Raw genomic sequence first — 21298 nt, 5'->3', positions numbered from 1 at the left:
GCATGACCCAAGTTGAAATCTTTGAAATGGGTCCCCGCGACGGGCTGCAAAACGAAAAGCGGCTGATCCCGGCGGCGGAGAAGATCGCGCTGGTCGATCTGCTGTCCACGGCGGGGTTCCGGCGCATCGAAGTCACCAGCTTTGTCAGCCCGAAATGGGTCCCGCAGATGGGCGACGCGGCCGAGGTGATGGCCGGGATCACACGCGCGCCCGGCATCAGCTATGCCGTGCTGACGCCGAACATGAAGGGATACGAGGGCGCGCGCGCTGCCCGCGCGTCCGAAGTCGCGATCTTTGCCAGCGCATCCGAAGGCTTCAGCAAGGCCAATCTCAACGCCACCATCGCCGAAAGTCTGGACCGTCTGCGCCCGGTGGCCGAGGCGGCGCTGGCCGATGGCATCCCGGTGCGCGGCTATGTCTCGGTGGTGACGGATTGCCCCTTCGACGGCCCGACGCCGCCCGAAAACGTCGCCCGCGTGGCCGCAAGCCTGCGCGATATGGGCTGCTATGAGATCAGCCTTGGCGACACGATCGGACAGGGCCGCCCCGAAACCATCGACTCCATGCTGAGCGCGGTGCTGGACGAACTGCCCGCGACCCGGCTGGCGGGGCATTACCACGACACCGCAGGCCGGGCGCTGGCCAATATCGACGCCAGCCTCGCGCGCGGGCTGCGGGTGTTTGACGCGGCGGTGGGTGGGCTTGGCGGTTGCCCCTATGCGCCCGGTGCCAAAGGCAACGTGGCCACCGAATCCGTAGCGGCGCATCTGGCGGCACAGGGCTATGACACCGGGCTGGATATGGACATCATCGAACAAGCCGCCGCCATGGCGCGTGCGATGCGAGAGGGAACCCATGTTTGAAACCATCAGGATCGACACCGACACACGCGGCGTGGCCACGCTGACCCTTGCCCGCGCGGATAAACACAACGCCCTGTCCGCGCAGATGATCGACGAGCTGACGCAAGCGGCGAAACAATTGGGCGACGATCCGTCGGTGCGCGTCGTGGTGCTGGCAGCCGAGGGGAAATCCTTTTGCGCGGGCGGCGATCTTGCCTGGATGCGCGAACAGATCGCTGCTGATGCCGAAACCCGCGCGGCGGGGGCACGCAATCTGGCGATGATGCTGTTTGCGCTGAATACGCTGCCCAAGCCGCTGATCGCACGGGTGCAGGGCAATGCCTTTGGCGGCGGCGTCGGCATGATGGCGGTCAGTGACGTGGTGATCGCCTCTGATGCCGCTACCTTTGGTCTGACCGAGGTCAAGCTGGGCCTGATCCCGGCCACTATCGGCCCCTATGTTCTGGCCCGCATGGGCGAGGACAAGGCGCGTCGGGTGTTCTTTTCCGCGCGCCTGTTCGGCGCGACCGAGGCCGAGCGGCTGAACCTGGTCAGCCGCGTTGTCTCTGCCGATGCACTGGATCACGCGGTCGAGGCCGAAATCGCCCCCTATATGGCGGCAGCCCCCGGTGCCGTCGCTGCCGCCAAGGCGCAGTGCCGCGCCTATGGCCCGCAGATTGATCCGGCGCGGATCGAAGACAGCATCACCCGGCTGGTCGCCGCATGGGAGGGCGACGAAGCGCCCGAGGGCATCGCGGCTTTCTTTGACAAACGCAAGGCCAACTGGGTGCGCTGAACCTCTGCGCGGTTTTTGGGGAGGGGCAGGCGCGGCGCGGTCTTATACTGTGATTTTATACGGTGCCGCGCCCGCCGCTTTCTGTTAGTTCAACGCCCCTTTAGGCGTGCCCCGCCCAATTCACACCGACCTCGCCCCTTGTTGCCAACCAGTCGTTCACACGCCCAAACGGCCGTGATCCGAAAAAACCGCGCCGTGCCGACAGGGGCGAAGGATGGGCGGTTTCGATCACCAGATCAGCCGCCCGTGGCAGCCCGGCGGCGGCCTTTTGTGCCTGGCCGCCCCACAGGATAAAGGCGATGGGGCGGTGGCGCTGCGCCTCGGCTATGGCCTGACGGGCCAGACGGTCCCAGCCCCAGCGGGCGTGTGAGCCTGCCGCACCGGGGGACACTGACAGCGATGTGTTCAGCAGCAAGACCCCCTGATCGGCCCAATGCGACAGGTCGCCGGTTTCAGGCGTGACGCCAATATCGTCGCGCAATTCCTTGAAGATGTTTAACAAAGACCGGGGCAGGGGTGTCTGGGGCGTCACAGAGAACGCCAGCCCGTTGGCATGGCCCGGCGTGGGGTAAGGGTCTTGCCCCAAAATCACCGCGCGGACACGATCCGGTGGCGTCGCATCCAATGCGGCAAAGACGCGGGCAGGGCCGGGCAACCAACCGTCCAGCCCGGCCAGCCGGGTGCGGATCGCGGGCCAGTCATCGGTAAAGAACGGCAGATGCGCCCATGCGGCGGGGGGGATCATGCCTCGGGCGGGCCGGTCACATCGGCCAGCGCCGTCAGCTTGGCCTTTGCCGCGCCGCTGTCGATGGATTCGGCGGCGCGCGCGGCACCTTCGCGCAGATCGGCGGCAACACCCGCGATCACCAGCGCCGCCGCCGCGTTCAGCAGCACGGCATCGCGATAGGCCCCGGTCGCCCCGTCCAGCAGCGCGCGGAAGGCGGCCGCGTTTTCAGATGGCTCGCCGCCGATGATCGCCTCGAACGGATGAACGGGCAGGCCCGCATCCTCGGGGTGGAGGGTGAATTCTGTCACCTTGCCGCCGTCCAGTGCTGCAACCCAGGATTCTCCGGCGATGGACAGTTCATCCGTGCCGTCGCCGCCATGCACCAGCCAGGCTGCGTCGGACCCCAGATCGCGCAGCACCTCGGCCATGGGGCGCAGCCAGTCGCGGCTGAACGCGCCGGTCAACTGCCGCCGCACCGATGCCGGATTGGTCAGCGGTCCCAGCAGGTTAAAGATCGTGCGCGTGCCCAGTTCCGCGCGCGGCGGGCCGACATGGCGCATCGCCGGGTGATGCATGGGCGCCATCATGAAACAAATACCCGCCCGGCCAAGCGCGTTCTGCGCCACCGCCGGGCCACCCATGACATTGATGCCCATCTGGGTCAGCGCATCCGCCGCGCCTGATTTCGACGACAGGTTGCGGTTGCCATGCTTGGCCACCGGCACCCCCGCACCCGCGACGACAAAGGCGGTGGCGGTGGAAATGTTCAGCGTTCCCTTGCCATCGCCGCCGGTGCCCACGATGTCGATCGCCCCCTCGGGCGCGGTGATGCGGTTCATGCGGGCGCGCATACTGCGGGCGGCGGCGGCGATTTCATCGACCGTTTCCCCGCGCACACGCAGCGCCATCAGCAGGCCGCCGATCTGTGCCGGCGTAGCGGCCCCGTCGAACAGCGCGCCAAAGGCAGCCTCGGCCTCGGTTCCGGTCAGGGGGCGGGTGGCGGCAAGGCCGATCAGCGGCCGGATGTCTGCCGGGGCGGTCATGCGGCGGCCTTTCGCGGGGCGCAGCGGCCAAGAAAGGTTTCGATCATCGCATGGCCGTGTTCTGATGCGATGGATTCGGGATGGAACTGCACGCCTTCGATGGGCAGGTCGTTGTGGATCACGCCCATGATCGTGCCATCCGCCGCCCGTGCCGTGATCCGCAGCACATTGGGCAGGCTGTCCGGCGCGATGGTCAGCGAGTGATAGCGCGTCGCCCGCAAGGGCGAGGGCAGGCCGGTGAACACGCCGGTGCCGTCGTGGATCATATCGTCAACCTTGCCATGCAGGATGCGATCAGCCCGGATGATGCGCCCGCCAAACGCCTCGCCGATGGACTGATGGCCAAGGCAAACACCCAAGAGCGGGATGCGCGTTTCCGCCACCGCCGCGATCAATGGCAGGCAGATCCCCGCCTGAGCCGGATCGCAGGGACCGGGCGAGATCACGATCCCGTCGGGTTCCAGCGCCAGAGCCTGATCCACCGTCAGGGCATCATTGCGGCGGACATCCACCGTGGCCCCCGCCTCGCCCAGATAATGCACCAGATTCCATGTAAAGCTGTCGTAATTGTCGATCAGCAGGATGCGTGGTGTATGCTTCATGGCGGTTCCTTGGCCGGGGGTTGTTTTCCCCGCGAAAATGACCCGCTATAGATGGGCCATCCGGCGGCAGGGGGTCAACCCCGGCCGGGCGGGGTGAATAAAGAAACCACAATACGGCGGGCAGATGGCGAAAGGTTTTGCAGCGGGGCTTTTTCAGGGGCTGCTGGTCGGTGTCGCCGGGCTGACGGTGCTGTCACTGGCGCTGCCCTTGTCGCAGGACAGCGCGGACGAGGCACCGCAGGCGGTCGATTCCCTATCCCCTGCGGAACAGGTCGCCCCCCTGCAAACGCCCGAATCTGTCGAGGATGACAGCGCCGCGCCGCCTGTGGTTCCGCAACAGCCGACAGTCGCGCCGCAGGATGGTGCCCCACCGACCGATATGGGGGACGAATCTGTGGCTGCCCCCGATGTCCTCCCCACGCCCACGGCTTTGACTCCTGAGGCGCAGTCGGGTGATTTGCCGGTGCCTGCCGGATCAGAGTTCGGTCGTGGCCCGGATGGTCCGCCCGCCGCGCCCGCGCCGATGGAACTGCCGTCTGCGCGCGCCGCCGAAATCGCTCCGCCCCCGTCCGAGGCTGACGAGGCACCGCTTGCCGCTGTCTCGGATGCAGGCGATCAGCCCTTCACCCCTGAACCGGCGGCGCCGGTTGCCCCCTCGCCCGATGCCTCGCCACAGCCGATGATGCAGCCGAGGATGACGCCCACGCTGGAACGCCCCACGACACCGGATGCCCCCGCGCCTGCCATGCAGCCCGATGCTGTGCCGGATATGGCCGGGGCGTTCGGGGCAGACGAGGTTGCACAGCCTGATGCAGAGGCGGAATCCGGTATCTCGGTGCAAGATGCCGCGCCCTTGGCAGGGGCCGCGACAGAAACCCAGGCCCCCCCGTCCGACACCGACACGCAACTACAGCAAGACACGCAGCCGGAAACGCAAAGCGCCCCCGCGCAGGCGCAAGCGCCGCAGGATGCCGGGGCACCGCAGCCGGTGGACGTGCGGCCGTCGGCGGAATCCCCGACAGAAACGGTGACGCCATTGCAAAGCGACGCGGAAACCCAACCGCCGACGGTGGCGCTACCGCCCGCCACCGCCGAAACACAGCCGCAACCGCGACCCCTGCCGGAAACGCAGCCGCAGCTCCGGCACAGCCAGCCCGCCCTTGATCTGTCCATCCCGCCCGCCCTCGACCGGCTGGCACCTTTGCAGGGGAATTGAATGATCCCGCTTCATCCCAGTATCGCATCGACCTTCAGCCCGCCGGTGATGGAGGCGCGGCGGTGGTTGGCCGGGGTCTCGTTCCCGCCGGATCGGCCGTTGATGAACGTCTCGCAGGCGGCACCCGCCTTGCCGCCGCCCGATGATCTGCGCCGCGCCATGGCCGATGCGGCGCTGCGCGATGACGCCGCGCATCTGTATGGGCCGGTTCTGGGCAATGACGATCTGCGGCAGGCTTTGGCCGCTGACTGGTCGGCGTTTTACCGCGCGCCCGTCACGGCGGATCATGTCGCCATCACGCAAGGCTGCAATCAGGCATTCTGCGCGGCGATTGCCACGCTGGCCGGGCCGGGTGATGAAATCCTGCTGCCGGTGCCGTGGTATTTCAATCACAAGATGTGGCTGGACATCAACGGCATCCGCGCCGTGCCGGTGCCCTGCGACAGCCAGATGATGCCGCAGCCCGATCTGGCCCGCGCCCTGCTGAGCGATCGCACCCGCGCCATCGTATTGGTGACGCCCAACAACCCCACCGGCGCGGAATATCCCGCCGGGCTGATCCGTGCCTTTTACGATCTGGCACGCGAACACGGGCTGGCGCTGATCGTGGACGAAACCTATCGCGATTTTCACAGCCTTGCCTCGCGGCAAGGAGAGCCGCCACACGATCTGCTGACTGATTCCGATTGGGGTGAAACGCTGATCCAGCTTTATTCCTTTTCGAAAAGCTATCGTCTGACCGGGCACCGCACCGGCGCGGTGATCGCTGCGCCCGACCGGATGGTGCAGGTGGAAAAATGGCTGGATACGGTGGCGATTTGTGCCGGGCAGATGGGGCAGATTGGCGCGACCCATGGCTTGCGTCATCTGGGCGACTGGCTGGCGGGCGAGCGCGATGAAATCCTGCGCCGCCGCCTGGCCTGCCTGCATCATCTGGACCGGCTGCCGGGGTGGGGGCTGAAAAGCTGCGGGGCCTATTTCGCGTGGATCGAACACCCGTTCAAGGCAAGCTCGGCCGATCTGGCGCCGCTGCTGGTGCGCGATGCCGGGGTGCTGGCGCTGCCCGGAACGATGTTCATGCCGGGCGACAACCCCGACGGTCCGCGCCATTTCCGCATCGCCTATGCCAATATCGACAGCGATGGCATCGTGGCACTGGCGGAACGGCTGTCACAGTTCCGTGGATGACGCCGGGCTTGTGATGGCCGCGCCATCGCCCTAAAGAACCCGGACGAGCGAAAAACGACAAGAGGCTGGGATGAAGAACCTGCGCACCCACGGCAAATCCACCATCGTCTGGGTCTTGATGGGGCTGATGGTGCTGGGATTGGGCGGCTTTGGCGTCACGACTTTTTCCGGCGGCTCCAGCGCTGTCGGTTCGGTTGGCGAAACCGAAATCACGGCGGATCAATACGGGCGCGCCCTGCGCAGCGAGTTGAATAACTACTCTCAGCAGATGGGCCAGCATTTCACCATGGCGCAGGCACAGGCCATCGGTTTGCCGCAGGCGGTGCAGGGGCAATTGTTCGGTGCCGCCGCATTGGCCGAAGAGGCGCGCCGCATTGGCCTGTCGGTGGGAGATGAGCGTATCGCGCAGACCATCACGGCTGTTCCGGCCTTTCGCGGTCCTTCGGGCAGCTTTGATCGTGCGGCCTATGCCGATCTGCTGCGTCGCGAACGCCTGACCGAAGGCGAATTTGAACATGAGGTGCGTCAGGACGAGGCGCGGATGATCCTGCAACGCGCCGTCGCGGGCGGTATCGTTGCGCCGGAACCCGTGGTTAACCGAACCGCAGGCTGGATTCTGGAAACCCGCGATTTCACCTGGCGCGAGCTGACGGCGGCCGATCTGCCGCATACTGTCGAAGACCCCGATCAGGCCATTCTGGAGGCGTGGCATCAGGCCAATGCGCCGCGCTTTACCGCGCCCGAGGTGCGCAAGATCAGCTATATCTGGCTGACGCCTGAAATGCTGGCCGATACCGTGGAGCTGGATGACGCCGCGCTGCGCGATCTGTATCAGGCCCGCATCAACGATTATCAGCAGCCTGAACTGCGCATGGTGGAACGGCTGGTCATGCCCTCGGCTCAGGCGGCGGCGGATGCCAGGGCGCGGCTGGACGCGGGCGAGATTACCTTTGCGCAACTGGTTGCCGAACGCGGGCTGACGCTGGATGATATTGATCTGGGCGAGGTGTCGCAGGATCAGCTTGGCGTGGCGGGCGAGGCGGTGTTCGCGCTGGACGGTCCCGGCATTGCCGGGCCGGTGGACACGCCGCTGGGTCCGGCGCTGTTTTCAATGAACGCCATTCTTGAACCGCGCAACATCGCCTTTGAACAGGCCGAACCCGATCTGCGCGCCGAAGCCGCCGCAGATCGTGCCCGCCGGATCATCACCGAACGATCCGCCGCGATCGAGGACAGCCTTGCCTCGGGGGCTTCGCTTGAGGATGCGGCGCAGGAAAACGATATGCAGGTCGGTCTGATCGACTGGACCCAAGGGTTCACCGGCGACGATCACAGCACCATCGCCAACTATCCCGCTTTCCGCGAACAGGCCGCCGTCGTTGTTGCCGAGGATTTCCCGCAACTGTTCGAACTGGACGATGGCGGCGTGTTTGCCCTGCGTCTGGATGAGGTGGTGGCCCCGGCGCTGCGCCCCTATGACGAGGTGGCCGACGAGGTGCTGGCCGACTGGCGGCAGGCCGAAACCCTGCGCCTGCTGCGCCAGCAGGCCGAAGAAGACCGCGTGACGGCCGTTGCTGCGGCGACTCTGGCTCCGGCGAATGGCGACGGTAATGGCGCTGCGGCGGAACAGGATGACACAGCGGCCAGCCCACCGGCCACGCCGGGCACCGTGCAGCAAAACATGGGCCGGGATGGCTGGATTGAGGGCGTGCCGCCCGATGTCATCGCCCGCGCCTTTCGTATCACCGAACCGGGCGATGCGGAAATCGCCGAGGCACAGGGCCGGGTGTTTCTGGTGACGCTGGACGCCATTCACGCCGCCGATCTGTCCGCCGAACAGGCCGGGCCGGTGCTGGATGCGGTGCGGATGCAGGCGCAGCGGTCGTTGCAGCAGGATGTGTTCGATTACTTTACCCGCGCCATTCAGACCCAAGCCGGGGTGACGATCAATCAGAACGTCATCAACATGGTGCATACGCAGGCTCAATGATGGATCTCTCGCCCGATTTCGCAAGTTTTGAACGCGGTTGGGAGGCGGGTCGCAACCAGCTTGTCACCCTGCGGCTGGCCGCCGATCTGGACACGCCCGTCAGCCTGATGCTGAAACTGGCCGAGGCGCAGCCGCTGTCCTTCATGCTGGAATCGGTGACGGGCGGCGAGGTGCGGGGCCGTTACTCGATCGTCGGGATGAAGCCCGATCTGATCTGGGAATGCCGTGGCACGCAGGCCCGCATCAACCGACAGGCGCGGTTTTCCGACGAGTTTCAACCCGACGACCGCCCGGCGCTGGACAGCCTGCGCGCCCTGATCGCCGAAAGCCGCATCGACATGCCCGACGGTATTCCTCCGGTTGCGGCGGGACTGTTTGGCTATCTGGGCTATGACATGATCCGGCTGGTCGAACATCTGCCCGATGTGAACCCCGACCCGCTGAATCTGCCCGATGCAATGTTGCTGCGCCCCTCGGTCGTCGCGGTGCTGGATGGCGTCAAGGGCGAGGTCACGCTTTGCGCGCCCGCGTGGTTCGACCCGGCGCTGCCCGCCCGCGCCGCCTATGCGCAGGCCGCCGAACGCGTGACCGAGGCGCTGCGGTCGCTGGACCGCCAACCGTCCGAGCCGCGTGCCCTTGGCCGCGATGCGCAGGTGGGTGACCCCGTCAGCAACTTTGCCAAGGCCGATTATCTGGCCGCTGTCGAGCGCGCCAAGGAATACATCCGCGCCGGTGACATTTTTCAGGTGGTGCCGTCGCAACGCTGGCGGATGGATTTCCCGCTGCCGCCCTTTGCGCTGTATCGTAGCCTTCGCCGCACCAACCCGTCGCCCTTCATGTTCTTTCTGAACATGGGCGGGTTTCAGATCGTCGGCGCGTCCCCCGAAATTCTGGTCCGCCTGCGCGATGGCGAGGTGACGATCCGCCCCATCGCCGGCACCCGCCCGCGCGGCGCGAACGAGGCCGAGGATCGCGCGCTGGAGGCCGATCTGCTGGGCGATCAAAAGGAACTGGCCGAACATCTGATGTTGCTGGACCTTGGCCGTAACGACGTGGGTCGCGTGGCGAAAATCGGCACCGTGCGCCCGACCGAACAGTTCATCATCGAACGTTACAGCCACGTCATGCACATCGTCTCCAACGTGGTCGGCGAACTGCGCGAGGGGCAGGATGCGCTGTCCGCCCTGCTGGCCGGTCTGCCTGCGGGCACCGTCAGCGGCGCGCCCAAGGTTCGCGCCATGCAGATCATCGACGAGTTAGAGCCGGAAAAGCGCGGCGTTTACGGCGGGGGCGTCGGCTATTTCGCGGCGAATGGTGAAATGGACATGTGCATCGCGCTGCGCACCGGCGTCATCAAGGATGGCGCGCTGTATCTGCAATCGGGCGGCGGCGTCGTTTATGACAGCGACCCCGAGGCCGAATATCAGGAAACCGTCAACAAAAGTCGCGCCTTGCAGCGTGCAGCCGAAGGGGCCGCCCGTTTCGCGTCGGGCAACACCTGACAGGCACAGTTAAAACACGCGGCATCTTGTGATTGAAGCCGCGTGTTTTTTGCGCGACAAGACTGTTCTCAACCATAGGTTTCCGGCATGGCGCAGACCGATTATCATACGTGGATTTTCAACGTCGATGATTTTCCGCTGACAGATCCCGGCTATGATTTTTTCAAGAACAGCGACCGGCCTACGTTCGAAATCGGCAGCACGTTTTCGTTCGCCACCGTGGGGGAAGCGCAGCCTATTACCATCAGCGATGACAATAATTCGCTGACAGATAACGACTCGCCGACCGACAGCAACATCCAATTTATCAATTTTTCTGATCCAGATCAGACTGTTACCGTCAAGGGTGGTCAGGTTTGGGGCAATGATACGCAACTGGAAACAGCGTGGCAGGTCAGCCTTAGTGGATCAGACGGGTCCAGCCTGACGGTCTGGGGCGTGACCTTCAATCAGCACGACAATGATGTGCAGGCGTTCGTCACCACCGCCGATCTGAAAACCGGCGTTACCTATACGATCACCGCTTATTCCACCAACAGCGGGGCAGGTTATGCCTCGCTGGTGTGTTTTGTGGGTGGCACGCTGATCGAAACGCCCGATGGCCCGCGCCCGGTCGAGGGGTTGGGCAAGGGTGATCTGGTGCTGACCAACAGCGGGGCCGCCCGGCCAATCCGCTGGATCGGCGCCCGCCATGTGACGGCGGCGCAGATGCAGCATGATTCACGGCTGAAACCGATCCGCATCGGACAGGGCGCGCTGGCCCCCGGTGTGCCGCGTCGCGATCTGCTGGTGTCGCCGCAGCATCGCATTTTGCTGCGTTCCGCCATCGCCCGCACCATGTTCGGCACGGATGAGGTGCTGGCCCCTGCCGTTCACCTGCTGGCCGCACCGGGGATCGAGCGAGTAGAAACGCCGGGCGATTTGTCCTATCACCACATCATGCTGGACAGCCATGACATCCTGCTGTCCGAAGGTGCCGAAACTGAAAGCTTGCTGCCCGGTCCGGTGGCGCTGGCTGGTCTGTCATCTGCCGCCCGTATCGAAATCATAACGCTGTTTCCCGAACTGGCCACCATGGTCATGCCCGCTGCGCGCCCGATTCCGGCGGGCGGTCGGACGCGTCGTTTGGTCGAACGACACATACGCAATAACAAGCCGCTGTCCGGCGCGCGTCTGTAATCTACGTCTCGTGGTCAGCAAAAGGCCCGGTGGATTGCCGGGCCTTTCGTCATTGTAAATGCCCGCGCGGGGCGTCCTGCCACCGGGGCGGGATCAGTTCGACGTTTCGGTTTCCGTTTCAGCCGGTTCCATGGCCGGGGCCGGATCGACCGGATCGGTCGTGGTCGGAGCACTGGTATCGGCGGGCATATCTGTGCCGCCCTCGACCGGCGGGACAGGCTCTGCCGGAACCGCGCCAGCGGGCGGGGTCGTTGCCGGGGTCATCTCGACCGCCGGGGCAGCCGGATCAATCCCCGGTGCGGTTTCCTGCGCGCGGAACACATATTCCGGTGCGGCATTCGCTTCGTCCCGCGTCAGGTCCGAGGTGACTTCGCGCGCGTCATAGTTGATGGTCAGGCGATCCCATGGCACCGCGATCTGCTTTTGCCCGATACCCAGAAAGCCGCCCACGCCGATGATCGCCGCCGACATCTGGCCCGTCGTGCCGTCAAGGATCAGGTCGGTGATGTCGCCGATTTTTTCGCCGTCGGGGGCGTGGACCGAAGCGCCGGTGATCCAGTCCAGCCGCAGTTCGGTGGTGGTCTGTTCATGCACCACCTTGTCACTGGCGGCCATCTGCGTGGCCAGTGCATCCGCCTGCGCGGCGGTATCCGCCGCCTCGGGGGCGGTTCCGGTGGTCGTCGGATCGGCCGCCAGATCGGTGCTTGCGCCGCCCTGATCTTCGACCGGGGCCGCAGTATCCTGTGCCAAGGCAGTGCCGAGGCTGAAAGGAATAACAAGGGCGGTGGTCAACAAAATCTTATGCATCGCGTTCTCCTCCGAAGGGTTCTGCGGGCCGGTTGCCCGCATTCGGGGACTCAACCCCACAGAGTCGCAATGGTTTCGTCCGTTCACGGAAACTTAGGTAAGGCGGCAAAAAACTGCCTTGCCGGTCGCGCCAGATCAGACAGGGCCATATCTGGCAGGATCAGCCTCATCGGTGGTCCGACCCGTATCCGGCGGGCAGACAAGGACGATCAGGCACGCCAGCAACAGGACTGCTGGCTTGCGGCGGCGTTTGCAGGGCTTCGATCAGTTCATGGTAGGTCAGCCCCAGACCCACAGCAGCACCGCCCGGAACAGCCCGATCAGTCTTCGCCACGGAAGGGCTGAACGTATTGCAGCGCCATGTCCCAGGGGAAAAAGATCCATGTGTCCTGCGACACCTCGGTGACATAGGTCTGGACCATCGGCTTGCCCTTGGGTTTGGCATAGACGGTGCCGAAATGCGCCTTGGGATACATCTGGCGCACCAGTTCCAGCGTGCGCCCGGAATCGACCAGATCGTCAATGACCAGAATGCGGTCGCCGTCGCCCATCAGCTCCGGGTCGGGCGAGTTCAGCACCTGCAATTCGCCCTGACCGGCATTGGCCCCCTGTCCTTTGTAGGATTTGATGCTGATCGTGTCGATGGTGCGGATGTCCAGTTCGCGCGCCACGATCATGGCCGGAACCAGACCGCCACGGGTAATCGCGACGATGGCACGCCAGTCGGTGCCATCCAGCCGCCACGCCAAGGCGCGCGCGTCACGGTGAAGCTGATCCCAGCTGACGTGGAACCCCTTTTCATGTGGCAGACGGTCGGAAGTCATTCTATCCCTTTCAATGTTCAAGGATCAGCAGCACGCCCAACAGGGCCATGGCCACGGCACAAGCCCGGTCGATCCAGAATTTCGCCGCAAAATAGCGCAGTCGTATCGCCCCTGTCGATGCCAGAACGGCAACCAGCGCATACCAGAAATATTCTATGCCCAGACACATGGCATAGATCGCCGCCTGTTCGCCGCCGGTCAGGGCGCGGGGGAAAACCGACAGGATCAGCGTGGCATAGAACAGCGCGGGTTTTGGGTTCGACAGGTTCAACGCGATCCCGCCCATGAACCCACGCAGGGCACCGCGCTTTGGCCCCTCTGCCGCAGGGGGGAGGGGCTGGCGCGCCCCGCGCCACAGCCGCCAGGCGAACCACAGCAGATAACAGCCGCCAAAGATCATCATTCCCGACAGGAGCGCCGGGTTCAGCCGGAACAGCACCGCCAGCCCGAACAGGGCTGCCAGACACCACAGCGATGCCCCTGTGGCCAGCCCCAACCCATAGGGCAGGGCACGTTCGCGGCCATGGGCAAAGGCCGCCTGAATTGTCGCGATAATCGCGGGGCCGGGCGACAGGATCGCCAAGGACAGGGCCGACACCAACGTCAGCGTTTCTTGCAGTGAAATTGACAGCGGGTGTTCCTCCGTGATCGGCGGAATTTACCCGGTTGTAATGGCTCTGCAAGAGCTTGCGCGCAGCTTAGGGGAAGGTCAGTTCGAAATGCGCGCCCATGTCGGGCTGATCGCCCGTCACCCTGGATTTGGCGATCTGGAACAAAAAGCCCAGCCCGCCATGTGTGGCCCAGACCTCGGCCTGCGACAGATCCAGCCGCAGCAGACGGATGTCATTATCCTGGCGGCCGTCCTCGAACCAACTGGCGGCAATGGCGTTCCAGATTTCGTCCAGCTTGGCCTGATCGTCAGAGGCGGCAAGCTGCCCCTCGATCCGGGCAAACAATGCACCGCCCCCGTCGGCGATGGTATAGACCGCGCGCCGCGCGCCCGTGCTGACGACCTCGACCAGATCGGTGCCGGCGGCGGTGATGAACCACAATGCACCGGCATCGCGGTCGGCATAATGCGACATCGGCACCAGACGCCAATCCGGGTCACAGCCCAGCATTCCGGCGTTGATGTCATCCAGACGGTTCCAGAACGTGTCCCGATGGTCTGTCATGTCCCGTCCTCCTGAGGGTTACCCAAAAGAACGCCGCCGCGCCGTCCATGGTTGCGCGGGTTGATGAATATCAGTCCTTCACGACGGAAATATCGGGCGCGTCCACGGCCTTCATGCCGACGACATGATAGCCCGCATCGACATGATGGGTTTCGCCGGTGACGCCGCTGCCCAGATCGGACAGCAGATACAGCGCCGATTTGCCCACCTCGTCCTGCGTGACGTTGCGGCGCAGGGGCGAGTTCAGCTCGTTCCATTTCATGATATAGCGGAAATCACCGATGCCGCTGGCGGCCAGTGTCTTGATCGGGCCGGCGCTGATCGAATTGACGCGGATGCCGTCCTTGCCCAGATCTTCGGCCAGATAGCGCACGGATGCCTCCAGCGCGGCCTTGGCCACGCCCATGACGTTGTAATGCGGCATCACCCGTTCGGCGCCGTAATAAGTCAGCGTCACCATGCTGCCGCCGTCGGTCATCATCGCCGCCGCGCGACGGGCGACAGCGGTGAAAGAATAAACCGAAATATCCATTGTCATCATAAAGTTGTCGCGCGACGTATCGACATAACGGCCGCGCAATTCGGTCTTGTCGGAAAAGCCGATTGCGTGCACCAGAAAGTCAATCTTGCCCCAGCGTTCGCCCAAAGTGGTGAACAGCGCGTCCACCGACGCCTCATCCGCCACATCACATTCGGCCAGAATGTCCGATCCAAGCTGCGCTGCCAGCGGCTGCACCCGCTTTTTCAGCGCCTCGCCCTGATAGCTAAACGCCAGTTCCGCCCCCTGATCGGCCAGTGCTTTGGCGATGCCCCAGGCGATGGACTTGTCATTCGCCAGCCCCATGATAAGACCGCGCTTCCCGGCCATCAGCCCGGTGTTCTGGTTGCTTGACATGACCGTTCCTCATCGTTTCACACTTCCGACAGTTGATTAGGCCGAAGGTTGATGGTCATCAAGCGCAAAGGGGTTAACGCATGACGGAACGCAGTGGTATTTTTGCAGGTGACGATCCTTTTGCTATCGCACGCCGCTGGCTGGCCGAGGCGGAAAAGACCGAACCGAACGATCCCAACGCGATTGCGCTTGCCACAGTCGATGCCGACGGGCTGCCCGATGCACGTATGGTTCTGCTTAAGGAAATCGAGGCGGATGCCTTTGTTTTCTATACCAATTACAACAGTGCCAAGGGGCGGCAAATCACCGATACCGGGGTTGCCGCTTTTGTGATGCACTGGAAATCGCTGCGCCGCCAGATCCGGGTTCGCGGCACCGTCACCCGTGAAGAAGGGCGGCAGGCCGATGCCTATTACAACAGCCGCGCCTTGCAAAGCCGGATCGGGGCCTGGGCCTCGCGCCAGTCGCAGGTTCTGGAATCACGGTCCAGTTTGATGGCCGAGGTGGCGCGTCAGGGCATCGCCCACGGGTTGCATCCGGCGCGGCCACCGTTCTGGGGCGGATTTCGCATAAAACCCGTCCAGATCGAGTTCTGGGCTGACGGTGCATTTCGGCTACACGACAGATTTCATTGGCTTTGGTCTGATTCGCAAGGGTGGCAGGTGCAGCGTCTGTCGCCGTAACTGCGCGATATGCAAGATGAGCAACCCACAGTTGACATGGGATTTTGCCCATTTTGCCTGTATTTTCAGAATGAAAGAATTTAACCTTTAGTTTCGTCCAGTTACAGCAAGTTTCCGTTAGGTAAGCCTGTGCGGCGTGCAAAAAACTTGTCTATAACGTCAAGACAACCTACTGTTAACTTGTCCGGCGGACTTGCAAAAATGCAGGCGGCAAGTCACAAAACCGGGTGATGTCAGGGGTGTGCAGAATGACCGATCCGAAAGTCGGCGGAACAGTTGTCGACGGGCTTATCAAGTGGTTTGATCCAGCCAAAGGCTATGGCTTTGTGCTGGATTCAGGCGGTGGCCCAGACATTTTGCTGCACGCCAACGTCCTGCGCAACTTTGGTCAAGGGTCGGTTGCAGATAATGCACGTGTCCGGGTGCGGGTTGTGCCCACCACGCGCGGCCTTCAGGCGACCGAGGTTCTGTCGGTCGCCCCCCCCGAAGGCGACGGCACGCCGCCGATTGCCGACCTGGACGAAAGCGTCATCGCACAGCTGGAAAACCTGCCGCTGCGGCCGGCGCGCGTCAAATGGTTCGACAAAAGCAAAGGCTTTGGTTTCGCGAATATTTTCGGCCATTCCGACGATGTGTTCCTGCATGTCGAGGTGCTGCGGCATTCCGGCCTGTCCGATCTGGCCGTGGGCGAGGCGGTGGCCCTGCGCGTAATCGAAGGGCCACGTGGCCTGATGGCGGCACAAGTCAGCGCATGGGATCGGGCCGCCGTCCGCCACGAACATGGCGCCGAAGCAGACAGCGACAATCCGTCAGACCATGACGCGGGTGACGGTTTTTTGGCCGCAGTGGCTGAATAAGCCTTGCTTTCCAGATCGCTGACCCTGCTGTTTTTACTGATTGCGCCCGGTGCCGGTCTGGCCGCTGGCGTTGCCTGTGCACCCGATCAGGCCATTTTCCGCAGTAACGGCACCGACCAGCGTATCACGGTCGAAATCGCCGATACGTTGGAAAAGCGTGCGCGGGGGCTGATGTTCCGCCGCGATCTGCCGCCGGGGCAGGGGATGTTGTTCGTTTATGAACAGCCGCAGCCGGTCTCTTTCTGGATGCGTAACACGCTGATTCCGCTGGATATGCTGTTTATGGACGCAACGGGAACGGTGCGACACATCCATGCGCAGGCGCAGCCGCTGGACGAAACCTCCATTCCCGGCGCGATGCCCGGCGACCGTGATCCGAACCGTCTGCTGGTGCTGGAAATTGCCGGAGGCGAGGCCGCGCGCCTTGGCCTGACCCCTGGCGCACGGATGGCGCATCCGGCAGTGCCGCAAACCCGCGCCGCGCTGCCCTGTCGCTGATTTTCTGGAAATGGTCGGGGCGAGAGGATTCGAACCTCCGGCCTACGGTACCCAAAACCGTCGCGCTACCAGGCTGCGCTACGCCCCGACGGGCGTCGTTTAGCCTATCGCGCCGCGCTGCGCCAGCCCTGTCGGGCAGGAAGACGCACGCTAATTTCGCCACGATGCTGATCGTCTGGCAAACGCTTAGGCATCTTGCTTGCTGAAAATACCCTCAGCGGGCGGGGGCAGCGTGCCCCCGGTTGCCTTTTATCGCAATCAGGCCGCCGACAACGCGGCGACGATGGCGCCAAAGTCATCCGCCTTCAGGCTGGCCCCGCCGACCAGCGCGCCATCCACGTTCGGAATGGCGAAAATCTCGACCGCGTTCGACGGCTTGACGCTGCCGCCATACAGCACCCGAAACTCTGCGCCATCGCCAAAACGGGCGGTCAGGTCACTGCGGATCAGGGCGTGAACCTCGGCGATCTGGTCATTGGTGGGGGTGCGGCCGGTGCCGATGGCCCAAACGGGTTCATAAGCAATCACGGTATTTTCGGCGGTGGCGCAATCGGGCACCGATGCGGCGATCTGCGCACCGATCACGGCCAGAGTCTGCCCGCTGTCACGCTGCGCCTCGGTTTCCCCGACGCAGATGATGCTGACGACCCCCGCCTGATGTGCGGCGACGGATTTGGCGCAGACAGCGGCGTCATCCTCGCCGTGGTCGGCGCGGCGTTCGGAATGGCCGACGATCACATATTCGGCGCCTGCATCCCGTAACTGCGCGGCGGAAATATCGCCGGTATGCGCGCCGGAAACCTTGGCATGGCAATCCTGCCCGCCGACAGCCAGCGCGCCGCCACGCGATTTGCCGACCATCGGATGGATCAGCACGGCGGGCGGGCAGATCAAAACCTCGCATCCCGGTTCGGGATGCGCATCCAGCAGCCGGTCCACCTCGGTCAAGGCGGCCAGATCGCCGTTCATCTTCCAGTTTCCAGCGGCAAGTTTGCGCGGTGCCATCATCTTCTCCCGAATTGTGCGCCCAAGGCTTAGGACGACACGGGCCGGGGATCAAGCCGAGGCTGCCCCTCCGGCAACCGGCGCGGCAAAGCGAATGGATTCGCCACAACCACAGGTGTCGGTCACATTGGGATTGCGAAAGCGGAACCCGGAATCCAGCAGGCCGGTTTCATAGTCGATCTCGGTGCCGAACAGAAACATCTGCGCCATCGGCGCGATCAGCACCCGCGCGTCACCCTGCTGAACCACCTCGTCGCCGCCTGTGGCAGCCTCGGCCAGTTCCATGGTGTATTCCATCCCCGCACAGCCGCCTTTTTTCAGGCCGATCCGCAAACCATACGCGGATTTGGCCGCCATCAGCCGCGCGATCTGCGTTTCAGCGGCGGGGGTGATGCTAACCGGGGATTTGCCGGGAATACCGAACATGCCAAAGCCTTTCGCCTGTGTTAGAAAGAAAGATAGGCACGGCGGTGCCATCCCTCAACCCCTGCCGACATCGCGCGGCCCTGCGCATATTCAGGGCAAACAGGAAACCGCTTGCTGTTTGTCAAATACGCATCTTCTGGCGCGGCGGTGCCGATTTACATAAAGCCCAGTTCCAGACGCGCCTCATCCGACATCATGTCCATGCCCCATTGTGGTTCAAAGGTCATTTCGACATCGACCTGTTTCACGCCCGGCAACGGTTCCACGGCATCGGCGACCCAGCCCGGCATCTCGCCTGCGACGGGGCAGCCCGGCGCGGTCAGGGTCATGATGATCCGCACCTCGTTTTCCGGGGTGATGTCGATCGTATAGATCAGGCCCAGATCATAGATATTGACCGGAATTTCCGGGTCATAGACGGTTTTACACGCCTCGACGATCTGTTCATAAAGCGGGTGATCCGTGGTCGAGGGCCGGATCAGGGGGGCGCCTTCCATCAGGGGCTGGCTCATCGGGTGCTGCCTTTCGATTTCCGACAGATTATATAGGACGCCAAACCGTCAAGGTCCAGACGGCACGGGCCGTTGCGGCGCGGGGCAAGGAACGCTACACAACGGCGTTTGGGCACAGGTCGGGCAGGGCAGCTATGGACAAATTCGGCTTTACTCTGAAGGCGCGGGACGGGATGGCCCGCACCGGCACCATCACCACCCCGCGTGGCGAGATCCGCACGCCCGCCTTTATGCCCGTCGGCACCGCCGCCACGGTCAAGGCGATGCTGCCGGAATCGGTGCGTGAAACTGGTGCCGACATTCTGCTGGGCAACACCTATCATCTGATGCTGCGCCCCGGTGCCGAACGGATCGCGCGGCTGGGGGGGCTGCACAATTTCATGAACTGGCAGCGCCCGATCCTGACTGATTCCGGCGGGTTTCAGGTCATGTCACTGGCCGCCCTGCGCAAGCTGACCGAACAGGGCGTGACCTTCTCCAGCCATATCGACGGCAGCCGCCACATGTTGTCGCCCGAAACCAGCATGGAAATTCAGCGTCTGCTGGGGTCTGACATCGTGATGGCCTTTGATGAATGCCCGGCCCTTCCCGCGACCGAGGAACGCCAGGCCGAGGCGATGCGCATCTCGATGCGGTGGGCGCAGCGGTCGCGCGACGCCTTTGGCGACCGTCCCGGCCACGCGCTGTTCGGCATCATGCAGGGCGGCGTCATCCCCCACTTGCGCGAAGAATCGGCCACCGCCCTGAAATCCATCGGCTTTGACGGCTATGCCATCGGCGGGCTGGCCGTGGGCGAGGGGCAAGAGGCGATGTTCGGCGTTCTGGACTACGCCACCGATTTTCTGCCCGCCGATAAGCCCCGCTATCTGATGGGCGTTGGCAAGCCCGATGATATCGTCGGCGCGGTGCTGCGCGGGGTCGATATGATGGATTGCGTGCTGCCCAGCAGGTCAGGCCGCACCGGGCAGGCATGGACCCGGCACGGGCAGGTCAATATCAAGAACGCCCGCCACGCCGACGACCCGCGCCCGTTGGATCAGAATTGCACCTGTCCCGCCTGCCGGTCCTATTCCCGCGCCTATCTGCATCACGTCTTCCGCTCGGGCGAGATGATCTCGGGGATGCTGCTGACCTGGCACAACCTGCATTACTTTCAGGAACTGATGCAGGGCCTGCGTGATGCCATTGCCGCAGGGACCACGACCGATTTTGTCGCGCAATTCCACGCGCAGCGCGAAAAAGGCGACATTCCCCCGCTGTAATGCCGGGCGCGCGCCACAGCGGTCTTTCATTCTGTCGCTGTCAAGCATAAAGCGGATGGAATCAGGCAAAATGAACCGCCTGTCCGAAAAGGCCCCTATGACGACCCAGATCACAACCATCACCACGACCGAGGCGCTGGCGCAGTTCTGCGATCTGGCGCGCGGCGCGCCCTATGTCACCGTCGACACCGAATTCCTGCGCGAACGCACCTATTATTCGCAGCTGTGCCTGATCCAGCTGGCGCTGCCTGAAACCCATGGCGGGCAGGCGGTGCTGGTCGATCCGCTGGCCGATGGCCTGTCGCTGGAGCCGCTGTATGACCTGTTCCGCCACCCCGGCACGGTCAAGGTGTTCCACGCCGCCCGGCAGGATCTGGAGATTTTCTTTCATGATGCGGGCCTGTTCCCGCAGCCGCTGTTCGACACGCAGGTCGCGGCGATGGTCTGCGGCTTTGGCGAACAGGTCGGCTATGAAACCTTGGTGCGCAAGATTGCCAAAACCAATCTGGACAAATCCTCGCGCTTTACCGACTGGTCGCGCCGCCCGCTGTCGGATGCGCAGAAAACCTATGCGCTGGCCGACGTGACGCATCTGCGCGCGATCTATGAATTTCTGCGGGCCGAATTGGCACGGTCTGGCCGCACTGACTGGCTGGCCGAGGAAATGGCCATCCTGCAAGACCCCGAAACCTATCTGACCCGCCCGGACGAGGCATGGCTCAAGGTGCGCACCCGGTCGAACCAACCGCGTTTTCTGGCCGTGCTGCGCGAACTGGCCCGCTTTCGCGAGGCTTATGCGCAGGACCGCAACGTCCCCCGCTCGCGCGTTTACAAGGATGACGCGATGGTCGAACTGGCCTCGACCCGCCCGGCGGACGAGGCGGATTTGGGCAAATCCCGTCTGCTGCTGCGCGAGGCGCGGCGCGGCGACATTGCCGCCGGTATTCTGGCGGCGGTCAAGGCGGGCATGGAAACCCGCGACCTGCCGCGCGCCAGCGACCCCGAACCGGGCCGCCCCGGAAACCCGGCGCTGTCAGATCTGCTGCGCGTCCTGCTCAAGGCCAAGGCGGACGAGGCGGGCGTGGCCCCGAAACTGATCGCTTCGGCCAGTGATCTGGATGCCATCGCTTCGGGCGCGCGTGATCTGCCGGCGCTGTCGGGCTGGCGGGCCGAGGTGTTCGGTCAGGACGCGCTGCGTCTGGCCGAAGGGCGGATCGCGCTGTCGGCGCGCGGTGGCGCGGTGCGCGTCGTCTCCGTCAGCTAGGGGCG

Annotated in this window: 23 protein-coding genes and 1 tRNA gene; 12 read left to right on the top strand and 12 right to left on the bottom strand. The window is 64.0% G+C overall.

What is annotated here, in order from left to right; genetic code table 11:
• The first annotated feature begins 2 nt into the window (after positions 1 to 2).
• Both Q4G22_RS06260 and Q4G22_RS06255 read left to right on the top strand, forming a co-directional pair.
• Positions 3 to 863 carry a hydroxymethylglutaryl-CoA lyase gene (locus tag Q4G22_RS06260; RefSeq protein ID WP_303385040.1) on the top strand — a complete coding sequence of 287 codons (861 nt, stop codon included), beginning with the start codon at positions 3 to 5 and terminating at the stop codon, positions 861 to 863.
• Positions 856 to 1638: a crotonase/enoyl-CoA hydratase family protein gene (locus Q4G22_RS06255; RefSeq protein WP_303385039.1), complete on the top strand. Its 783-nt coding sequence runs from the start codon at positions 856 to 858 to the stop codon at positions 1636 to 1638. The genes Q4G22_RS06260 and Q4G22_RS06255 overlap by 8 nt, the downstream gene beginning before the upstream one ends.
• Positions 1639 to 1738: 100 nt before the next feature.
• On the opposite strand, the gene Q4G22_RS06250 is transcribed toward Q4G22_RS06255, so the two are convergent.
• From Q4G22_RS06250 to Q4G22_RS06240, 3 genes are read right to left on the bottom strand one after another with little or no spacing between them, the layout of a single operon-like run.
• Positions 1739 to 2383: a uracil-DNA glycosylase gene (locus Q4G22_RS06250; protein WP_303385038.1), complete on the bottom strand. Its 645-nt coding sequence runs from the start codon at positions 2381 to 2383 to the stop codon at positions 1739 to 1741.
• On the bottom strand, positions 2380 to 3408 hold the full coding sequence (gene trpD, locus Q4G22_RS06245; RefSeq protein ID WP_303385037.1) for an anthranilate phosphoribosyltransferase: 1029 nt from the start codon (positions 3406 to 3408) through the stop codon (positions 2380 to 2382). Before trpD ends, Q4G22_RS06250 begins: the two co-directional genes overlap by 4 nt.
• On the bottom strand, positions 3405 to 4010 hold the full coding sequence (locus Q4G22_RS06240; protein ID WP_303385036.1) for an aminodeoxychorismate/anthranilate synthase component II: 606 nt from the start codon (positions 4008 to 4010) through the stop codon (positions 3405 to 3407). Before Q4G22_RS06240 ends, trpD begins: the two co-directional genes overlap by 4 nt.
• Positions 4011 to 4134: 124 nt before the next feature.
• On the opposite strand from Q4G22_RS06240, the gene Q4G22_RS06235 reads away from it, so the two are divergent.
• The 5 genes from Q4G22_RS06235 to Q4G22_RS06215 all read left to right on the top strand — a co-directional run bounded on the left by Q4G22_RS06235 (position 4135) and on the right by Q4G22_RS06215 (position 11085).
• On the top strand, positions 4135 to 5226 hold the full coding sequence (locus Q4G22_RS06235; RefSeq protein WP_303385035.1) for a hypothetical protein: 1092 nt from the start codon (positions 4135 to 4137) through the stop codon (positions 5224 to 5226).
• Positions 5227 to 6414, top strand: coding sequence for an aminotransferase (locus Q4G22_RS06230; protein ID WP_303385034.1), 1188 nt, complete (start codon positions 5227 to 5229; stop codon positions 6412 to 6414). It begins immediately after the preceding gene.
• 70 nt (positions 6415 to 6484) lie between these two features.
• Positions 6485 to 8404, top strand: coding sequence for a peptidylprolyl isomerase (locus Q4G22_RS06225; protein WP_303385033.1), 1920 nt, complete (start codon positions 6485 to 6487; stop codon positions 8402 to 8404).
• Positions 8404 to 9906, top strand: a complete 1503-nt coding sequence (trpE, locus tag Q4G22_RS06220; protein WP_303385032.1) for an anthranilate synthase component I — start codon at positions 8404 to 8406, stop codon at positions 9904 to 9906. Before Q4G22_RS06225 ends, trpE begins: the two co-directional genes overlap by 1 nt.
• Positions 9907 to 9993: 87 nt before the next feature.
• Positions 9994 to 11085, top strand: coding sequence for a Hint domain-containing protein (locus Q4G22_RS06215; protein ID WP_303385031.1), 1092 nt, complete (start codon positions 9994 to 9996; stop codon positions 11083 to 11085).
• 93 nt (positions 11086 to 11178) lie between these two features.
• Here the strand turns inward: Q4G22_RS06215 and Q4G22_RS06210 are convergent, their stop codons facing one another.
• The 5 genes from Q4G22_RS06210 to fabI all read right to left on the bottom strand — a co-directional run bounded on the left by Q4G22_RS06210 (position 11179) and on the right by fabI (position 14786).
• Positions 11179 to 11892 carry a PRC-barrel domain-containing protein gene (locus Q4G22_RS06210; RefSeq protein ID WP_303385030.1) on the bottom strand — a complete coding sequence of 238 codons (714 nt, stop codon included), beginning with the start codon at positions 11890 to 11892 and terminating at the stop codon, positions 11179 to 11181.
• Between the two features lie 320 nt (positions 11893 to 12212).
• Positions 12213 to 12716: a xanthine phosphoribosyltransferase gene (gene gpt / locus Q4G22_RS06205; protein ID WP_303385029.1), complete on the bottom strand. Its 504-nt coding sequence runs from the start codon at positions 12714 to 12716 to the stop codon at positions 12213 to 12215.
• Between the two features lie 10 nt (positions 12717 to 12726).
• Entirely contained in the window at positions 12727 to 13314 is a 588-nt protein-coding gene (locus Q4G22_RS06200; protein ID WP_303385028.1) for a LysE family translocator, read from the bottom strand.
• Positions 13315 to 13414: 100 nt separating this feature from the next.
• The gene (locus Q4G22_RS06195; protein WP_303385027.1) at positions 13415 to 13891 is read right to left on the bottom strand and encodes a pyridoxamine 5'-phosphate oxidase family protein; all 477 of its coding nucleotides are present in this window, start codon (positions 13889 to 13891) and stop codon (positions 13415 to 13417) included.
• Between the two features lie 70 nt (positions 13892 to 13961).
• On the bottom strand, positions 13962 to 14786 hold the full coding sequence (gene fabI / locus Q4G22_RS06190; protein ID WP_303385026.1) for an enoyl-ACP reductase FabI: 825 nt from the start codon (positions 14784 to 14786) through the stop codon (positions 13962 to 13964).
• Positions 14787 to 14866: 80 nt separating this feature from the next.
• On the opposite strand from fabI, the gene pdxH reads away from it, so the two are divergent.
• The 3 genes from pdxH to Q4G22_RS06175 all read left to right on the top strand — a co-directional run bounded on the left by pdxH (position 14867) and on the right by Q4G22_RS06175 (position 16824).
• Complete coding sequence (pdxH, locus tag Q4G22_RS06185) at positions 14867 to 15469, top strand: pyridoxamine 5'-phosphate oxidase (RefSeq protein WP_303385025.1); 603 nt, start codon at positions 14867 to 14869, stop codon at positions 15467 to 15469.
• 248 nt (positions 15470 to 15717) lie between these two features.
• Positions 15718 to 16326, top strand: a complete 609-nt coding sequence (locus tag Q4G22_RS06180) for a cold-shock protein (RefSeq protein ID WP_303385024.1) — start codon at positions 15718 to 15720, stop codon at positions 16324 to 16326.
• A 3-nt stretch (positions 16327 to 16329) separates the two neighbouring features.
• The gene (locus tag Q4G22_RS06175) at positions 16330 to 16824 is read left to right on the top strand and encodes a DUF192 domain-containing protein (protein WP_303385023.1); all 495 of its coding nucleotides are present in this window, start codon (positions 16330 to 16332) and stop codon (positions 16822 to 16824) included.
• An 11-nt stretch (positions 16825 to 16835) separates the two neighbouring features.
• On the opposite strand, the gene Q4G22_RS06170 is transcribed toward Q4G22_RS06175, so the two are convergent.
• The 4 genes from Q4G22_RS06170 to Q4G22_RS06155 all read right to left on the bottom strand — a co-directional run bounded on the left by Q4G22_RS06170 (position 16836) and on the right by Q4G22_RS06155 (position 18767).
• Positions 16836 to 16912: transfer RNA gene (locus Q4G22_RS06170), tRNA-Pro, on the bottom strand.
• A gap of 170 nt (positions 16913 to 17082) precedes the next feature.
• A complete protein-coding gene (gene tpiA, locus Q4G22_RS06165; protein ID WP_303385022.1) occupies positions 17083 to 17829 on the bottom strand; it encodes a triose-phosphate isomerase in 747 nt (248 codons plus the stop codon).
• A 51-nt stretch (positions 17830 to 17880) separates the two neighbouring features.
• Complete coding sequence (locus Q4G22_RS06160; RefSeq protein WP_303385021.1) at positions 17881 to 18255, bottom strand: iron-sulfur cluster assembly accessory protein; 375 nt, start codon at positions 18253 to 18255, stop codon at positions 17881 to 17883.
• A 155-nt stretch (positions 18256 to 18410) separates the two neighbouring features.
• Positions 18411 to 18767 (bottom strand): SUF system Fe-S cluster assembly protein, encoded by a 357-nt coding sequence (locus Q4G22_RS06155; protein WP_303385020.1) that lies wholly within the window; start codon positions 18765 to 18767, stop codon positions 18411 to 18413.
• Positions 18768 to 18901: 134 nt separating this feature from the next.
• Here Q4G22_RS06155 and tgt point away from each other — a divergent pair, with 134 nt between their 5' ends.
• Positions 18902 to 20029 carry a tRNA guanosine(34) transglycosylase Tgt gene (gene tgt / locus Q4G22_RS06150; RefSeq protein WP_303385019.1) on the top strand — a complete coding sequence of 376 codons (1128 nt, stop codon included), beginning with the start codon at positions 18902 to 18904 and terminating at the stop codon, positions 20027 to 20029.
• A gap of 109 nt (positions 20030 to 20138) precedes the next feature.
• Entirely contained in the window at positions 20139 to 21293 is a 1155-nt protein-coding gene (rnd, locus tag Q4G22_RS06145) for a ribonuclease D (RefSeq protein ID WP_303385063.1), read from the top strand.
• Positions 21294 to 21298: the final 5 nt, after the last annotated feature.

The sequence above is a fragment of the Paracoccus sp. (in: a-proteobacteria) genome (assembly GCF_030538655.1).
Classification (GTDB): domain Bacteria; phylum Pseudomonadota; class Alphaproteobacteria; order Rhodobacterales; family Rhodobacteraceae; genus Paracoccus.
The sequence above is the reverse complement of the archived record's forward strand: the minus strand, read 5'-3'. Positions and strand labels throughout refer to the sequence as shown.

What these genes read in the sequence shown, in the direction of transcription:
- fabI (WP_303385026.1), bottom strand. Translation starts at nt 14,786, where the DNA reads ATGTCAAGCAACCAGAACACCGGGCTGATGGCCGGGAAGCGCGGTCTT.
- gpt (WP_303385029.1), bottom strand. Translation starts at nt 12,716, where the DNA reads ATGACTTCCGACCGTCTGCCACATGAAAAGGGGTTCCACGTCAGCTGG.
- Q4G22_RS06260 (WP_303385040.1), top strand. Translation starts at nt 3, where the DNA reads ATGACCCAAGTTGAAATCTTTGAAATGGGTCCCCGCGACGGGCTGCAA.
- tpiA (WP_303385022.1), bottom strand. Translation starts at nt 17,829, where the DNA reads ATGGCACCGCGCAAACTTGCCGCTGGAAACTGGAAGATGAACGGCGAT.
- Q4G22_RS06180 (WP_303385024.1), top strand. Translation starts at nt 15,718, where the DNA reads ATGACCGATCCGAAAGTCGGCGGAACAGTTGTCGACGGGCTTATCAAG.
- Q4G22_RS06215 (WP_303385031.1), top strand. Translation starts at nt 9,994, where the DNA reads ATGGCGCAGACCGATTATCATACGTGGATTTTCAACGTCGATGATTTT.
- Q4G22_RS06235 (WP_303385035.1), top strand. Translation starts at nt 4,135, where the DNA reads ATGGCGAAAGGTTTTGCAGCGGGGCTTTTTCAGGGGCTGCTGGTCGGT.
- Q4G22_RS06160 (WP_303385021.1), bottom strand. Translation starts at nt 18,255, where the DNA reads ATGTTCGGTATTCCCGGCAAATCCCCGGTTAGCATCACCCCCGCCGCT.
- tgt (WP_303385019.1), top strand. Translation starts at nt 18,902, where the DNA reads ATGGACAAATTCGGCTTTACTCTGAAGGCGCGGGACGGGATGGCCCGC.
- Q4G22_RS06195 (WP_303385027.1), bottom strand. Translation starts at nt 13,891, where the DNA reads ATGACAGACCATCGGGACACGTTCTGGAACCGTCTGGATGACATCAAC.
- trpE (WP_303385032.1), top strand. Translation starts at nt 8,404, where the DNA reads ATGGATCTCTCGCCCGATTTCGCAAGTTTTGAACGCGGTTGGGAGGCG.
- Q4G22_RS06250 (WP_303385038.1), bottom strand. Translation starts at nt 2,383, where the DNA reads ATGATCCCCCCCGCCGCATGGGCGCATCTGCCGTTCTTTACCGATGAC.
- Q4G22_RS06230 (WP_303385034.1), top strand. Translation starts at nt 5,227, where the DNA reads ATGATCCCGCTTCATCCCAGTATCGCATCGACCTTCAGCCCGCCGGTG.
- Q4G22_RS06155 (WP_303385020.1), bottom strand. Translation starts at nt 18,767, where the DNA reads ATGAGCCAGCCCCTGATGGAAGGCGCCCCCCTGATCCGGCCCTCGACC.
- Q4G22_RS06210 (WP_303385030.1), bottom strand. Translation starts at nt 11,892, where the DNA reads ATGCATAAGATTTTGTTGACCACCGCCCTTGTTATTCCTTTCAGCCTC.
- Q4G22_RS06225 (WP_303385033.1), top strand. Translation starts at nt 6,485, where the DNA reads ATGAAGAACCTGCGCACCCACGGCAAATCCACCATCGTCTGGGTCTTG.
- pdxH (WP_303385025.1), top strand. Translation starts at nt 14,867, where the DNA reads ATGACGGAACGCAGTGGTATTTTTGCAGGTGACGATCCTTTTGCTATC.
- Q4G22_RS06240 (WP_303385036.1), bottom strand. Translation starts at nt 4,010, where the DNA reads ATGAAGCATACACCACGCATCCTGCTGATCGACAATTACGACAGCTTT.
- Q4G22_RS06255 (WP_303385039.1), top strand. Translation starts at nt 856, where the DNA reads ATGTTTGAAACCATCAGGATCGACACCGACACACGCGGCGTGGCCACG.
- trpD (WP_303385037.1), bottom strand. Translation starts at nt 3,408, where the DNA reads ATGACCGCCCCGGCAGACATCCGGCCGCTGATCGGCCTTGCCGCCACC.